Raw genomic sequence first — 15,303 nt, forward strand, 5'->3', positions numbered from 1 at the left:
CACGTGGACCGGTCATGACCGGTCCACGTGTCCACGACCGCGGATATCAGGAGTCGCCGCCGGTCTCGCCGACCGGGGCGGCGTTCACGTCGTCGATCGCGTACTTCTTCGCCGCCTCGGCCGGGGCCGACGCACGGACCTCGCCACGGCGGGCCAGCTGCCGCAGCGTCGCCACGACGATCGACTCGGCGTCGACGTGGAAGTGGCGGCGCAGCGCGTGCCGGGTGTCGGACATGCCGAACCCGTCGGTGCCCAGCGAGGTGTAGTCGCCCGGTACCCAGCGCGAGATCAGGTCCTGCACGGCCCGCATGTAGTCGCTGACCGCGACGACCGGACCGGCCGCGTCGACGAGCTTCTCGGTCACGTACGGCACCCGCTCGTCCTCGCCCGGGTGCAGCAGGTTGTACTCCTCGGCCGCCACGGCGTCGCGGCGCAGCTCGGTCCAGGAGGTCACCGACCACACGTCGGCGGCCACCCCCCAGTCCTCGGCCAGCAGCTGCTGCGCCTTCAGCGCCCACTGGACGCCCACACCGGACGCGAGGAGCTGCGCCTTCGGACCGTCGGTCGCCGGGGCGGCGCTGTAGCGGTACATGCCGCGCAGCAGGCCGTCCACGTCGAGGTCGGCCGGCTCGGCCGGCTGCGAGATCGGCTCGTTGTAGACCGTCAGGTAGTAGAAGATGTTCTCCGGGTTCTCGCCGTACATCCGGCGCAACCCGTCCTCCACGATGTGGGCGACCTCGAACCCGAACGCCGGGTCGTAGGCCACCGCCGCGGGGTTGGTCGCCGCGATGAGCAGCGAGTGCCCGTCCTCGTGCTGCAGGCCCTCACCGTTGAGCGTGGTACGCCCGGCCGTGGCGCCGAGCAGGAAGCCCCGGGCCATCTGGTCCGCCGCGGCCCACAGCCCGTCGGCGGTGCGCTGGAATCCGAACATCGAGTAGAAGATGTACACGGGGATCATCGGCTCGTTGTGCGTCGCGTACGACGTACCGGCGGCCGTGAACGAGGCCACCGAGCCGGCCTCGTTGATGCCCTCGTGCAGGATCTGCCCGGTCTCGGACTCCCGGTAGGACAGGAACAGCTCCCGGTCGACCGGGGTGTAGTTCTGCCCGAACGGCGAGTAGATCTTCGCCGTGGGGAACATCGCGTCCATGCCGAACGTGCGGGCCTCGTCCGGGATGATCGGCACCCACCGCTTGCCGATGTTCTTGTCCTTCATCAGGTCCTTGAGGAGCCGGACGAAGGCCATCGTGGTGGCGACCTTCTGCTTGCCCGAGCCCTTCTTGATCGAGTCGTACGCGTCCTTGCCCGGCAGTGCGAGCGGGATCGTGGTGGTACGACGCGCCGGGACCCCACCGCCGAGCTGGCGACGGCGCTCCCGCATGTACTCCATCTCGTCGGAGTCGTCCGCCGGCTTGTAGTACGGCGGCAGGTACGGGTTCTCTTCCAGCGCCTTGTCGGGAATCTCCAGGAAGAGGCGGTCGCGGAAGAGCTTGACGTCGTCGAGCGTCAGCTTCTTCATCTGGTGGGTGGCGTTGCGGCCCTCGAAGTGCGAGCCGAGCGTCCAGCCCTTGATCGTCTTGGCCAGGATGACCGTCGGCTGGCCGGTGTGCTCCATCGCGGCCTTGTACGCGGCGTAGAGCTTGCGGTAGTCGTGGCCACCCCGCTTGAGGTTCCAGATCTCATCGTCGCTCAGGTGCTCGACCATCTTGCGGGTCCGCGGGTCGCGGCCGAAGAAGTGCTCGCGCACGTACGCCCCGGACTCGGCCTTGTAGGTCTGGTAGTCACCGTCGGGCGTGATGTTCATCAGGTTGACCAGCGCGCCGTCGGTGTCGGCGGCCAGCAGCGGGTCCCACTCGCGACCCCACACGACCTTGATGACGTTCCAGCCGGCACCCCGGAAGAACGCCTCCAGCTCCTGCATGACCTTGCCGTTGCCGCGCACCGGGCCGTCGAGGCGCTGCAGGTTGCAGTTGATCACGAAGGTGAGGTTGTCGAGCTCCTCGCGGGCGGCCGCGCCGATCTGGCCGAGCGACTCGACCTCGTCCATCTCGCCGTCGCCGAGGAACGCCCAGACGTGCTGCTGGCTGGTGTCGGAGATGCCGCGGTGGTGCAGGTACCGGTTGAACCGGGCCTGGTAGATCGCGTTGAGCGGGCCGAGGCCCATGGAGACCGTCGGGAACTCCCAGAAGTCCGGCATCAGCCGCGGGTGCGGGTACGACGGCAGGCCGCCGCCCGGGTGCGACAGCTCCTGGCGGAACCCGTCGAGCTGGTCGGCCGACAGGCGGCCCTCCAGGAACGCCCGGGCGTAGATGCCGGGCGAGGCGTGGCCCTGGAAGTAGATCTGGTCGCCGCCGCCGGGGTGGTCCTTGCCGCGGAAGAAGTGGTTGAACCCGACCTCGTACAGGCTGGCCGCGGACGCGTACGTCGACATGTGCCCGCCGACGCCGATCTCGGGGCGCTGCGCCCGGTGGACCAGCATCGCGGCGTTCCACCGGATGTAGGCCCGGATGCGCCGCTCGACGAACTCGTCACCGGGGAACCACGGCTCCCGCTCCGGCGGGATGGTGTTGATGTAGTCGGTCGTGGTCAGCGGCGGCACACCGACCTGACGTTCCCGGGCGCGCTCGAGCAGGCGCAGCATGACGTACCGCGCGCGCTTGGCGCCCCGCTCGTCGACGACGCCGTCGAGGGATTCGACCCACTCGTTGGTCTCGTCCGGGTCGATGTCCGGCAACTGGCTGGGTAGGCCGTCGCTGATTACCGGGCGCTTGCGTTCGGTGGACACAGGCGTTCCTTAGGTTGTGTCTGGTAAGGCTCACCGACCATCCTGCACGGTGTCGCGGATTCCGTCACGCGGCTCAGCTGGACGAATTGGGACAATCAACACATGTACTCATCGGTAATAACGGTTCGGACAGGTTCGAGGCCCGCGGTGCGGGACATCACCGGGGAGGCCGCCGAGTTCGTGGCCGGGCGTGGGGACGGTCTTTTGCACGTTTTCGTCCCGCATGCGACCGCCGGGGTGGCGATCATCGAGACCGGCGCCGGGAGTGACGAGGATCTCCTCACCGCGGTCGACCACATCCTGCCCGCCGACGACCGCTGGCGGCACCGCCACGGCTCACCCGGGCACGGCCGGGACCATGTCCTGCCGGCGTTCGTCGCGCCGTCCGCCACCCTGCCGGTCATCGGGGGGAAGCTGGCCCTGGGTACCTGGCAGTCGATCTGCCTGGTCGACCCGAATGTCGACAACCCGACGCGGCAGGTGCGCTTCTCCTTCCTGCCGGGGTGAGCTTCCGGGAGGGGTGAGCCGGTGGATCGGGACAGGGACGGCCGGACTGGCACGGGTGACGTCGCTTCGGAGATGCTGTCCGTCGTGACCATGCCCCAAGATCTCGATGAGCGCTTCCGGGCGGTCCTCGGCGGGCTGGCTCCGGCGGACGAGAAACGCGACCCGGACGCACCCGTACACGACGGGACCGCCCTGACCGGTGCACAGGCCCGGGATCTGTTCGACGCGCAGCTCGCCAGCCGGCACCTCGACCTCGCCGCCCGCTGGCTGCGCAGCTTCGACCAGGGCTACTACACCATCGGCTCGGCCGGACACGAAGGGAACGCCGCGGTCGCGGCCGCGCTGCGCGCCAGCGACCCGGCGCTGCTGCACTACCGGTCCGGCGCGTTCTACTGCGCCCGCGCCGCCCAGGTGACCGGCAGTGACGCGATCCGCGACGTACTGCGGGGGATCGTCGCCTCGGCGAAGGAAACGATCGCCGGTGGCCGCCACAAGGTCTTCGGCAACGCCGACCTGCACGTGGTACCGACCACCTCGACCATCGGCTCGCACCTGCCCCGCGCCGTCGGCGTCGCCTACGCCGTCGAACGCGGCCGGCGGATCTCCCGGCTGGGCGGCCCGGCCACCGCCTGGCCCCGCGACGCGCTGGTGGTCTGCTCCTTCGGTGACGCCTCGGTCAACCACGCCAGTGCCCTCGCCGGCCTGAACACCGCCGGCTGGTCGGCGCACACCGGGCTGCCGCTGCCGCTGCTGTTCGTCTGCGAGGACAACGGCATCGGCATCAGCGTGCGCTCCCCGGCCGGCTGGGTGGCGCAGGTGCTGCGCGGCCGGCCCGGCCTGCGGTACTTCGCCGCCGACGGCTGCGACGTGGCCGCGGCGTACGACGCGGCCGTGGCGGCGGCGTCCTGGGTGCGCCGGCACCGGCGCCCCGCCGTGCTGCACCTGTCCATGGTGCGGCTGATGGGGCACGCCGGCGCGGACGCCGAACTGGCCTACCGCAGCCGGGCCGAGATCATGGCCGACCTCGACCGCGATCCGGTCCTCGTCACCGCGCGGTTGCTGGTGCGGGCCGGCCTCGCCAGCCCGGCCGAGCTGCTCGCCCGGTACGACGAGATCGGCTGGGCGGTGCGCCGGGCCGCCGAGGAGGTGCTCGCCGAGCCGAAGCTCGCCACCGCCGGCGAGGTGACCGCCCCGCTCGCGCCCCGGCGGCCGGTGCGTGTCGCCCGCGCCGTCGCCGAGGCCGCCACCCGGCTCGCCGCCCCCGCCGCCGAGGTCGCCGACCTGCCGGAGCCGGTCGAGGCGCCGGAGCCGGCCGAGGTCGCCGATCCGCCGGAGCCGGTCGAGGTCGCCGAGCCACCGGAGCCGGCCGACGGGCGGGAGCCGGAGCGGGCCGAGGCGCCGGAGCCGACGCGGGTCCGGGCGGTCACCATCGGGGCTGGCATGGCCAGCAGCGCCGCCCGTATCGGCGCCTTCGGCGGGCGGTTGCCGGAGGAAGCCGGCGGGCTCACCCTCGCCCAGACCATCAACGCGACGCTGACCGACGCGCTGCTGGCGTACCCGCAGATGGTCATCTTCGGTGAGGACGTCGCGGCCAAGGGCGGCGTGTACGGGGTGACGAAGGGGCTACGCGACCGGTTCGGGGTCGGCCGGGTCTTCGACACGCTGCTCGACGAGACGTCGATCCTGGGTCTCGGGCTCGGCGCGGGCCTCGGCGGCATGCTGCCGGTGCCCGAGATCCAATACCTGGCCTACCTGCACAACGCCGAGGACCAGTTGCGCGGCGAGGCCGCCACGATGCAGTTCTTCTCCCGCGGCGCGTACCGCAACCCGATGGTCGTCCGGATCGCCGGCCTGGCCTACCAGTCCGGCTTCGGTGGCCACTTCCACAACGACAACTCCGTCGCCGTGCTGCGCGACATCCCCGGCCTGGTCGTCGCCGTGCCGGCCCGGGCCGAGGACGCCGGGCCGCTGCTGCGCGCCTGCCTCGCGACCGCGGTCGTGGACGGCAGCGTGTGCGTGTTCCTGGAACCGATCGCCCTCTACCACACCCGCGACCTGCACGCCGACGGTGACGGGCAGTGGCTGGCCGACTACCTGCCGCCCGGGCGGTGGTCGGAGGCCCACGTACCGATCGGCCGGGCCCGGGTGTACCCACACGGCCCGACCCAGGACCTCACCATCATCACCTTCGGCAACGGGGTCCGGCTGTCACTGCGCGCCGCCGCGCGGCTGGCCGCCGAGGGAATCGGCAGCCGCGTCGTGGACCTGCGCTGGCTGTCGCCGTTGCCGATCGCCGACATCATCCGGGAATCCTCGGCCACCGGTCGGGTCCTGGTGGTCGACGAGACCCGCCGCAGCGGCGGGGTCGGCGAGGGGGTGCTCGCCGCGCTCGTCGACACCGGGTACGTAGGGGTGGCGCGCAGGGTCGCCGCAGTAGACTCGTTCATTCCGCTAGGCCCGGCCTCGGCGCAGGTGCTGGTATCCGAGGACCAGATCGTCCAGGCGGCGAGGTCGCTACTGGCGCGTTGATTTTTCTGTTCGTTCGGTGAGCCACTTGCGCCGGGCGCCCCAACTGTGTGGACTACGCGCTAACAGCGTCCACGACCGCGCCGGAGAAGTGGATACTGCTGCTTAGACGTGACAAGACAGGGAGGCACCAGACAGTGAACGCGACCGCGGGCCAGGCCGAGGTGAGGAGCCTGGCGGACCGGTTCGGGATCGAGCCGGGCATGGTCGTTATGGAGATGGGGTACGACGATGACGTCGACGAAGATCTCCGCGACGCGCTGATCGACCGGTGTGGCGAACTGGTGGACGAGGACACCGACGAGGTGGTTGACGCCGTGCTGCTGTGGTGGCGCGACGGCGACGGTGATCTCGTCGAGACGCTGATCGACGCCCTCGGCCCGCTGACCGACAACGGCGTGGTGTGGCTTCTCACGCCCAAGGCCGGGCGTGAGGGGCACGTCGAGCCCAGCGAGATCAACGAGTCGGCGCCGACCGCTGGACTGCAGCAGACGTCCACGGTCAACGCCGGCCGGGACTGGACGGCGGCTCGCCTGGTCGTCCCGAGGGGTGCCCGGGCCAAGCAGCGCTGACGTCCCCGCCTTTTTCGGAGCTTTCGGGCCTTCGCGGACCGCCGGCCAGCCATAGCCGGCGGCCCGTCCTGGCGCTGGTCCGCGATGGCCGGCGGCCCGTCCTGGTGCCGGCGCCCGTATCCTCTAGGCGACCGTGTCCGATGCCCGGTCACTGGAAGCTGTCCGCCCGCTGGTGGCGACGCTCCGGTGGCCGGCCGGCATTCCGGCGACCGTAGGAGAAGACATGCCGCTCGAGGTGGGTGCGCAGGCACCCGACTTCGTCCTCAAGGACCAGAACAACCAGGACGTCCGGCTCGCGGACTTCCGAGGTAGCAAGAACGTCCTCCTGGTCTTCTACCCGCTCGCGTTCACCGGCGTCTGCCAGGGTGAACTCTGCCAGGTGCGGGACAACATCGGTGACTTCCAGAGCGACAGCGTCCAGGTACTGGCGATCAGCGTGGACTCGGTCTTCGCCCACAAGATCTGGGCCGAGCGGGAGGGCTTCGAGTTCCCGCTGCTGTCGGACTTCTGGCCGCACGGCGAGGTGGCGCACGCGTACGGCGTGTTCAACCGGGACAAGGGCTTCGCCAACCGGGGTACGTTCGTGATCGACCGTGACGGAATTATCCGTTATGCCGAGATGAACGAGCCCGGCGAGCCTCGCGACCAGGGCGCGTGGCGCAAGGTGCTCGCCGAGCTCGCCTGACGCTGCACGCCTCCCCGAGGCGCGACTTTCCCGTGATCGGGGAGACTTTGTGGGGTCATGGCCCCACGGACTCTCCCTGATCACGGTGGGGCGGTGCGGCGGGAGCCGCGCGGCGTTGGTGCTGGGTGTGGCGCGGGGAACGGGGCGGGGCGGTGTGCCGGTGGAGCAGCGCGGCGCGGAGGCGGTATCCTCGCGCGGCAAGGTAAGCTAACCGCCGATTCCGGGTGCGTAGCTCAGTGGAAGAGCATCCGCCTTACAAGCGGAGGGTCGCTGGTTCGAACCCAGCCGCGCCCACACCGGATGACCTGGGTGTCTGCCCAGGTCATCGTGCTTTATCCCGATCTTCGCCGCTGCGTTCCGTCGACCGTGGATGCACCCGGCCAGTTGTGGCTCGCCAACCGCCGGGGGACGCCGGGTGCGAGTGGCTGTCTGGGAATCAGGTGTGGGGGAGGCGCTGCGCTGGATGGTGAACACTCGGCGCGTATGCCCGCTCCAGGTCAACGCTCGCCGTGGCATGTCGGGCGATGCGGCCGGTGAGCTGCTGCTGCGGGCGAAGGGTGGTGCGCTGGCTGCTGCCGAATGCGCCTGGTGTACCGATGAACCCCCGTTGTCCCTGCCTGCCGCAGGCCTGATCGCCATCGGAGCTCGACGCGCGTAGCGTCCCCTGCCCCGCTGCCATCCCGATGCTCCAGTTGCCGGCACGTGAGCGGATGCGGAGCCCTCCGCGAGGCGTGCGTGACGCGAGGTCATGCCGGCATCGGTACCGTCGATTATGAGTCTTACATCCCACTAATGATGGTTAGTTACCTTTTATGGCACTTACCGCCTAAGCTGCCGTTGTGCTGCAGTCGCTGGACCGTTGGGTCGTGAAGGCCGTGACCGGTGCCATGGCCCTGGACCGGTGGGCGGTGGAGGCCGTGACCAGGCCGATCACCGACGATGTCCTGCCCGCGGTCGACCGGGCCGTCCAGCGGGGGCGGCGGCTGCTGTCGGCCCGTCGGCGGGGCCGTCGCTGGTAGCGCGCCGGGTCTCCGGTAGTACGCCGGGATCTCGGGTGGCGCGCCGGATCTCCGGTCGGGCGCCGGATCTTCGGGCGGATAACGGCATCCGTGCGCAGACGACGCCAGTTAGATAGACCCGTATCATTCGGGCATGGGAGCTATCCGGCTGTGGCACCTCATGCTGATTCTGGTCATCGTGATGATTCTGGGTGCCGGTATCGGTGCGGCGCTCTGGTCGGTCAGTCGGCACCACGACCAGACCTAGCACGACCGCCCTCCCAGTTGCGGACCGGCGGTTACGGTCATCCGCGTAACACCCGAAATGCCATTGCGCTCCTTACCGTCCGAGGCCTTGGCCGCTTGCCTGTACCCGTACGGCAGGTGATGATCTTTCGATGGTGGTCTCTGGGGGCGAGTTGACCTACGCCCGACTGCGCCGGGCCGCGCTGGGCACCGCGCTGGTCTTCGCCGTGAGCGGTGTGCTCCTCGGCACCTGGGTGTCCCGGATCCCGGCGATCCGCGACCGGCTGCACGCCAGCCCGGCCGAACTGGGCCTGGTGCTGCTCGCCCCGGGCCTGGGTTCGCTGGTCTCCATGCCGGCGACCGGCTGGCTGTGCCGCCGCCTGGGCAGCCGTACGGCGGTCGCGGTCACCGCCCTGCCCTGCTGCGCGGTGGTCTTCGCGCTCGCGGTCGCGCCGTCGCTGTACACCCTGGGCGCGGTCCTGTTCGTGTGGGGCATGTTCTTCGGCGCGTGGGACGTGTCGATGAACGTGCAGGGCAGCGCCGTCGAGCAGCGCGCCGGCCGGGAGTGGATGCCCCGCTACCACGCCTGCTGGAGCGTCGGCGGGATCGTCGGCGCCGCGCTGGGCGGGCTGGCCGCGCGCGCCGGCATCCCGGTGCCCGTGCACTTCGGTCTGGTCACGGTCGTCGGTGCGCTGCTAGTACTGGGTGCCCTGCGGGTGCACATCCCGGACCGGGAGACCGCGCGGCAGCCCGCGACCGGTAGGCGGGCGGCGTGGTCGCGGGTGGTGACGCGCCGGCTGGTCATCATCGGCACGATCACGCTGTGCGCCGTGGTCATCGAGGGGGCGGCGGCGGACTGGCTCGCGCTGTACCTGGTCGACGAGCGGCACACCGGCGACTCGCTCGGCGCCGCCGGGTACGCGGTCTTCTCCGGCGCCATGGCGGCCGGGCGGTTCGCCGGTACGCCGATCACACGCCGGTTGAGCCGTCACGGCGCGGCACGCGTGGGCGGTCTGACGATCGCGGCCGGCGTGGCGCTGACCGTTCTGGGCCCGTGGACCCCGCTGGCGTTCGTGGGGGCGACGGCCTGGGCGCTCGGGGTCTGCCTGATCTTCCCGGCCACGATCAGCGCCGCCGGCGAGTCGCCCGACCGCCCGACCGACGCCATCGCCGCCGTCTCCACCGTCGGGTACGCGGGCATCCTCATCGGGCCTCCGCTCATCGGCTTCCTCGCCGACCACGCCGGCCTCGGCCGGGCCCTCCTCGTCCTGATCGTCCTGGCCGCCGCCATCAGCGTCCTCGCGCCGCAGCTGCGCCCCCGCACCGGTGACGTTTGATCGATGCCGGCCACGGGGAGTAGCCGTAGGGTGACGACGCCGAGCGCCCGGACGCCCGCCCGCACTACCCTGACCGTCATCGGGCTGGTGCTGCTCACCGCCCTGGGCCTGTTCCTGGTGTACGAGACCCGCCGGGTGCTCACCTGGATCGTCATTGCCGGGTTCTTCGCCACCGCGCTGCACCCCCTGGTCACCTGGGTGGAGCGCCGTGCCTCCTGGTGCCGGCGGTGGCTGTCGACGCTGCTGGTCTTCGTCCTGGTGTTTCTGATCCTCGGGGGGCTCGTGGCCCTGTTCGTGACACCGCTGGTCAGGGAGGCCGGCCAGTTCGTCGACGAGCTGCCGCGCATGATCCACGAGGCTCGCGCCGGCCGGGGGCCGCTCGGCGGCCTGATCGACCGGTTCCACCTGCGCCAGTACGCCGAGCAGCACAGCGGTCAGCTCCGTGAGTACCTGTCCGGGCTGGGCGCGCCCACGCTGGCGTTCCTGCGCGGGGCGGCCACCACCGTGGTCGGTGTCATCACCGTCTTCGTGCTCTCGTACCTGATGGTGCTGGAGGGGCCGAGGGTGGTGAACGGGTTCCTCTCGCTGTTCGACCCGCCGCGCGCCGAGCGCATCCACCGCGTCGGCCGCGACTGCGCCCGTACGGTCACCGGGTACATCAGCGGCAACCTGCTGATCAGCGTGATCTGCGGGGTACTGACCTACGCGGTGCTGGCGGTGCTGCGGGTGCCCTTCGCCGGGCTGATCGCGCTGTTCGTGGCCATCGCCGACCTGATTCCGCTGGTCGGCGCGACGCTCGGCGCGGTGGTCGCGGCGCTCGCGGGGTTCATCCACTCGCTGACCGCCGGCATCGTCGTCGTCGTGTTCTTCGTCGTCTACCAGCAGGTGGAGAACCATCTGCTGCAGCCGGTGATCCTGTCCCGCACGGTGCAGCTCGATCCGTTGACGGTACTGGTCAGCATCCTGATCGCCACCGAACTGGCCGGCATCCTGGGTGCCCTGCTCGCGATCCCGGTCGCCGGCATGATCCAGATCATCGCCCGGGACGTGTGGGCGCAACGGCGGGCCAGGCGGACCGCGCGGGCGGTGGCGGCCGACGAGGTACGGGCGGTGCCGACCCACGACGTACGGACGGCGGCCGGCGACGCACGGGCGGCTGATCCGCCCGAGCGTCCCTGAGGCCCCGGGCGGCGCCGGAGCCTGGCCGGCGATCGCCGTCATCCGATCGGCTATCTCCTGGTGGCGCGGGGTGCGCGGTCGCTCACAGTCCCGGCCAGCGACATTCTCCGCGGTCTAGAGTGGGGCGGATCGCCGTGGCGGGCATATCGAGCGTCACCGGTATCGCCGCTAGATCGTTTACCGGTGGGGAACACACTCCAGCGGCACCGCGCATCCGACGCGGAGGCGTCCACCGGATGCCGCCGCTCATACATGTGTGAACCGGGACGACGGCCGCCGAGGGCGGTATGACCCGACCGGAGTCCGGAGGGCACGGCTGCCGGGCAGGGGAGGGAGCGCACGGAGATGGAGGAGCTGCCGATCGGGCGCCGTGTGGCGTACTGGCGTGGGCGACGCAAGATGTCGCAGCAGGTGTTCGCCGACCGGCTGGGCAAATCCAAGAGCTGGGTGGACAAGGTGGAGCGGGGGGTCCGCCGGCTCGACAAGTTCTCCGTGGTCTACGAGATCGCCGACGTCCTCCAGGTGGACGTGCAGCTGCTGCTCGGCAAGGAGCCGGAGCGGCGCCCGGACGGCGTCAGCGGTGTCGACCAGGTCGAGGTCGAGGAGATCCGGGCCGCGCTGGAGCGCTACGACCAGATCAGCGCGTTCTTCCACGCGCCGTCCGAGCCGCCGCCGCTGGCCCAGATGCACAAGGCCGTCAACCACGCCTGGCTGACCTACCAGCACGCCAAGTGCGGCATGCTCACCCGCGCGCTGCCCAAGCTGCTGCGCGACGCCCAGGCGGCCGACACCGCGTACGCCGGTACCGAGGAGGCTCGTACCGCCGCCCACCTGCTGGCGCAGGTATACCAGCTCGCCTCCTCGACCCTGCGCAAGCTCGGCGAGCACGAGCTGTCGTGGCTCGCGGCCGACCGGGCCATCGCCGCCGCGCAGCGCTCGGGCGACCCGCTGCTCGCCGGGGTCGCCACCTACCGGGTCGCGCTGTCGCTGCTGGCGCTCGGCCGGGCCCGCCCGGCGTTGGAGGTCAATGTCAACGTCGCCAACCGGCTAGCCCCGGGCTCCGACGGCAAGCCCGCCACGCCGGAGCGGCTGTCGGTGTACGGGATGCTGCTGCTCCAGGGCGCCATCGCCGCCGCGCGGATCGGTGACACCGCATCCGTACGGGACCTGCTCGCCGGCGCCGACGAGGCGGCCCGCGCGCTGGGCGGCGACCACAACCACTACTGGACCTCGTTCGGTCCGACCAACGTGCAGCTGCACCGGGCGGCCGCCGCCGTCGAACTGGGTGAGGGCAAGCTCGCGGTCGAGACCCACCGCCGCATCGACCGGTACGGCTTCGGCGCCCTGCTGCCCGAGCGGCGGGCGCACCACTTTCTCGACCTCGCCCGCGGGTACGCCCAGATCGGCGACGTGGACGGGGCCGGCGAGATGCTGCTGGAGGGTGACCGGCTCGCCCCGTCGGAGATCCGCTGCCGGCCGATCGCCCGCGAGGTGCTGACCGACGTGCTGCGCCGCAGCCGGGGTACGCCGCCGGCGCCCCTCGCGGAGCTGGCCGAGAACATGGGGGTGGCGGCGTAGCCGGGGCGCCGGTGGTCGCACCGCGCTGACCGGTAACCGTCAGTGGGGTAGCGTCTCGCCCGTGACCGTCGCCCAGCCGCCCACCGTGACCGACGTCGTAGCCGTCCTCGAGGAGCGCTACCCACCGGCCTGGGCGGAGGACTGGGACCGCGTCGGCCTCGTCCTCGGCGAGCCCGAAGCGCCGGTGCGGCGGGTCCTGTGCGTCGTCGACTGCGTGCCCGAGACGGTCGAGGAGGCCGTCGCGGGCGGCGCCGACCTGATCGTGGCGCACCATCCGCTGCTGTTGCGTGGGGTGTCGTCGATCGCGCCCACCACGTACAAAGGTCGCCTGATCCACCGGCTCATCCGCGCCGGGATCGCGCTGTACACCGCACACACCAATGCCGACGTCGCCAACCCCGGCGTCTCCGACGCCCTCGCCGCGCGCCTGGGACTGGTCGACCTGCGGCCCCTGCGCCCGGCGTCGGGCGTCGCGGCCGGCGCCGGGCGCGGTACCGGACGGATCGGCCGGTTGCCGCAGCCGGTCACGCTGGCCGAGCTGACCGACCTCGCGGCGCGGGCGCTGCCGGCGACCGCGTGGGGGGTGCGGGCCGCCGGAGTGCCGGGGCGCAAGATAGCAACCGTGGCGGTGTGCGGTGGTGCGGGCGACGGTTTCCTCGCCGATGCCGTCGCGGCCGGTGTGGACGCCTACCTGACCGCCGACCTGCGCCACCATCCTGCCAGCGAGTTCCTGTCCGAGGGCGGGCCGGCCCTGCTCGACGCCGCCCACTGGGCCACCGAACGGCCGTGGCTCGACGACGTCGCCGGCCACCTGCGCGGCGCGCTCGGTGTCGACACGGTCGTCTCCGACCTCGACACCGATCCGTGGACGTTGCACGCTGGCTCTCCCACCATCACCACGGCGCAGCGCGAGGACCGCGACTTGCGAGGATCGCAGTCGCACGCAGCTGACACCGCGCGCGGACCGCAGACGACACCCGAGGAGCTCCGCCGATGAAGGCCGACCCGCAAGCCCAGCGCCGCCTGCTCGACCTGCAGACGATCGACACGACGCTGGCGCAGCTGGCGCACAAGCGCAAGACCCTGCCGGAGTACGCGGAGCTGGATCGGCTGGCGCGGGACCTGTCCGCGTTGGAGGACGAGCGGGTACGCGTCCAGGTCGGCGTGGACGACCTCGACCGCGACATCGCCCGGCTGGAGAAGGACGTCGACCAGGTACGCGCGCGGGCGGCCAAGGACCAGACCCGGCTGGACGCCGGCACCGGCCCGGCGCGGGAGCTGGAGGCGTTGCAGCACGAGCTGGGCACGCTGGCCCGCCGGCAGGGCGAGCTGGAGGACGCCGAGCTGGAGCTGATGGAGCAGCGCGAGTCCGCCCAGGGCACCCTGGACGAGATCGACCAGCGCCTGATCGCGCTGCGCCAGCAGCGCGACGAGGTCGAGCGGCGCCGCGACGAGGCGCTGTCGGAGATCACGCGGGACGAGGAGTTCCGCCGCTCCGGCCGGGCGCCGCTCTCGTCCGACCTGCCGGCCGACCTGGTGGCGCTGTACGAGCGGATCCGGGAACAGAGCGGTATCGGCGCCGCGCTGCTGCGCGCCGGCCGCTGTGGCGCCTGCCGGCTGGAACTGTTCGGCAGCGAACTGTCCCGGGTGAAGACGGCCCCGGCGGACGAGGTCGTACGGTGCGAGGAGTGCGGACGCATCATGGTCCGTACCGAGGAGTCCGGTCTGTGAAGCTCGTTGTCGAAGCCGACGGGGGCTCGCGGGGCAACCCGGGCACCGCCGGGTACGGCGCCGTCGTCCTTGACCCGGACACCGGCGAGGTGCTGGCACAGCGGCTCGGAGCGCTGGGCGTCACCACCAACAACATCGCCGAGTACCAGGGGCTGATCGCCGGCCTGGCGGCCGCGGCCGAACTGGGCGCGGACTCGGTCGAGGTCCGGATGGACTCCAAACTCGTCGTGGAGCAGATGTCGGGCCGGTGGCAGATCAAGCATCCGGGGCTGCGTCCGCTCGCCGCGCAGGCGGCCGACCTGGTCCGCCGGTTCCGGTCGGTGACGTTCACCTGGATCCCGCGGGAGCGCAACAAGCGGGCCGACGCGCTGGCCAACGCCGCGATGGACGGCCGGCCCGCGCCAGCGGATCCCGCTCCCGTGGCCGCCGCCACCGCGCCGGCGGCCACGGAACCGACGAGCAGCACGAACCGCGCGGCCGCCGCGCCGGCCGGCACCGGGTCCTGGGTGCCGCCGACCGGACCGGCCACCCGGCTGATCCTGGTCCGCCACGGTGAGACCGAGTACACCGTGCGCCGGCTGTACTCGGGCCGGGGTGAGGCGGCGCTGACCCCCCACGGCCTCGCCCAGGCGCGGGCGGCGGCGCAGCGGGTGGCGGCACAGCCGGTCGCCGCCGTCGTCACCTCGCCGCTGAGTCGGTGTACCCGCACCGCCGAACTGGTCGCGCAGGCGGCCGGGGGCGTGCCGGTGCGCACCGACGCCGACCTGGTGGAGTGCGACTTCGGTGCCTGGGAGGGGCTGAGCTTCGCGCAGGTGAGCGAGCGCTGGCCGGACGAGATGCGGGAATGGCTGGCGTCGCCGGCTCATCCGCCGCCCGGCGGCGAGTCGTTCGACGAGGTGGCGCGGCGGGTGAGCCGGGCGGTGGAGCGGCTGCGCGCGGAGTACCCCGGCGGCCGGGTCGTCGTGGTCAGCCACGTGTCGCCGATCAAACTGGTGCTGCGGGACGCGCTCGCCGCCGGCCCGGCCTTCCTGCACCGCTGCTATCTCGACCCGGCCGGTTTGTCCACCGTGGACTTCTGGCCGGACGGCGGGATCGCGGTGCGCGGCGTCAACGAGACGGGCCACCTGCCGGGGATCGCGTGACGTCGGATGGTGACGAG

The 15,303-nt window shown here is 71.8% G+C and carries 13 protein-coding genes and 1 tRNA gene; 13 read left to right on the top strand and 1 reads right to left on the bottom strand.

What is annotated here, in order from left to right:
• Positions 1 to 46 precede the first annotated feature (46 nt).
• On the bottom strand, positions 47 to 2,785 hold the full coding sequence (gene aceE, locus ACNTMW_RS11550; RefSeq protein WP_426633464.1) for a pyruvate dehydrogenase (acetyl-transferring), homodimeric type: 2,739 nt from the start codon (positions 2,783 to 2,785) through the stop codon (positions 47 to 49).
• Positions 2,786 to 2,887: 102 nt separating this feature from the next.
• Here aceE and ACNTMW_RS11555 point away from each other — a divergent pair, with 102 nt between their 5' ends.
• The 13 genes from ACNTMW_RS11555 (at position 2,888) to ACNTMW_RS11610 (ending at position 15,286) form a co-directional block, all read left to right on the top strand.
• Complete coding sequence (locus ACNTMW_RS11555; RefSeq protein WP_426633465.1) at positions 2,888 to 3,292, top strand: YjbQ family protein; 405 nt, start codon at positions 2,888 to 2,890, stop codon at positions 3,290 to 3,292.
• A gap of 72 nt (positions 3,293 to 3,364) precedes the next feature.
• On the top strand, positions 3,365 to 5,821 hold the full coding sequence (locus tag ACNTMW_RS11560) for a thiamine pyrophosphate-dependent enzyme (protein ID WP_426633716.1): 2,457 nt from the start codon (positions 3,365 to 3,367) through the stop codon (positions 5,819 to 5,821).
• Positions 5,822 to 5,955: 134 nt separating this feature from the next.
• Positions 5,956 to 6,390: a DUF3052 domain-containing protein gene (locus tag ACNTMW_RS11565; protein ID WP_426633466.1), complete on the top strand. Its 435-nt coding sequence runs from the start codon at positions 5,956 to 5,958 to the stop codon at positions 6,388 to 6,390.
• Between the two features lie 223 nt (positions 6,391 to 6,613).
• On the top strand, positions 6,614 to 7,075 hold the full coding sequence (locus ACNTMW_RS11570) for a peroxiredoxin (protein ID WP_426633467.1): 462 nt from the start codon (positions 6,614 to 6,616) through the stop codon (positions 7,073 to 7,075).
• A gap of 222 nt (positions 7,076 to 7,297) precedes the next feature.
• Positions 7,298 to 7,369, top strand: a tRNA-Val gene (locus ACNTMW_RS11575).
• 545 nt (positions 7,370 to 7,914) lie between these two features.
• Entirely contained in the window at positions 7,915 to 8,094 is a 180-nt protein-coding gene (locus ACNTMW_RS11580; protein WP_426633468.1) for a hypothetical protein, read from the top strand.
• 133 nt (positions 8,095 to 8,227) lie between these two features.
• On the top strand, positions 8,228 to 8,341 hold the full coding sequence (locus ACNTMW_RS34300; protein ID WP_483428537.1) for a Sec-independent protein translocase family protein: 114 nt from the start codon (positions 8,228 to 8,230) through the stop codon (positions 8,339 to 8,341).
• Positions 8,342 to 8,471: 130 nt separating this feature from the next.
• Complete coding sequence (locus ACNTMW_RS11585; RefSeq protein WP_426633469.1) at positions 8,472 to 9,656, top strand: MFS transporter; 1,185 nt, start codon at positions 8,472 to 8,474, stop codon at positions 9,654 to 9,656.
• Between the two features lie 30 nt (positions 9,657 to 9,686).
• The gene (locus ACNTMW_RS11590; RefSeq protein WP_426633470.1) at positions 9,687 to 10,835 is read left to right on the top strand and encodes an AI-2E family transporter; all 1,149 of its coding nucleotides are present in this window, start codon (positions 9,687 to 9,689) and stop codon (positions 10,833 to 10,835) included.
• A gap of 345 nt (positions 10,836 to 11,180) precedes the next feature.
• Positions 11,181 to 12,413, top strand: coding sequence for a helix-turn-helix domain-containing protein (locus tag ACNTMW_RS11595; protein ID WP_426633471.1), 1,233 nt, complete (start codon positions 11,181 to 11,183; stop codon positions 12,411 to 12,413).
• A gap of 61 nt (positions 12,414 to 12,474) precedes the next feature.
• Positions 12,475 to 13,410: a Nif3-like dinuclear metal center hexameric protein gene (locus tag ACNTMW_RS11600; protein ID WP_426633472.1), complete on the top strand. Its 936-nt coding sequence runs from the start codon at positions 12,475 to 12,477 to the stop codon at positions 13,408 to 13,410.
• Positions 13,407 to 14,144 (top strand): zinc ribbon domain-containing protein, encoded by a 738-nt coding sequence (locus tag ACNTMW_RS11605; protein ID WP_426633473.1) that lies wholly within the window; start codon positions 13,407 to 13,409, stop codon positions 14,142 to 14,144. Before ACNTMW_RS11600 ends, ACNTMW_RS11605 begins: the two co-directional genes overlap by 4 nt.
• Positions 14,141 to 15,286, top strand: coding sequence for a bifunctional RNase H/acid phosphatase (locus tag ACNTMW_RS11610; RefSeq protein ID WP_426633474.1), 1,146 nt, complete (start codon positions 14,141 to 14,143; stop codon positions 15,284 to 15,286). The genes ACNTMW_RS11605 and ACNTMW_RS11610 overlap by 4 nt, the downstream gene beginning before the upstream one ends.
• Positions 15,287 to 15,303: the final 17 nt, after the last annotated feature.

Origin of the sequence: Planosporangium spinosum (assembly GCF_049999945.1) — a bacterium.
GTDB lineage: Bacteria > Actinomycetota > Actinomycetes > Mycobacteriales > Micromonosporaceae > Planosporangium > Planosporangium spinosum.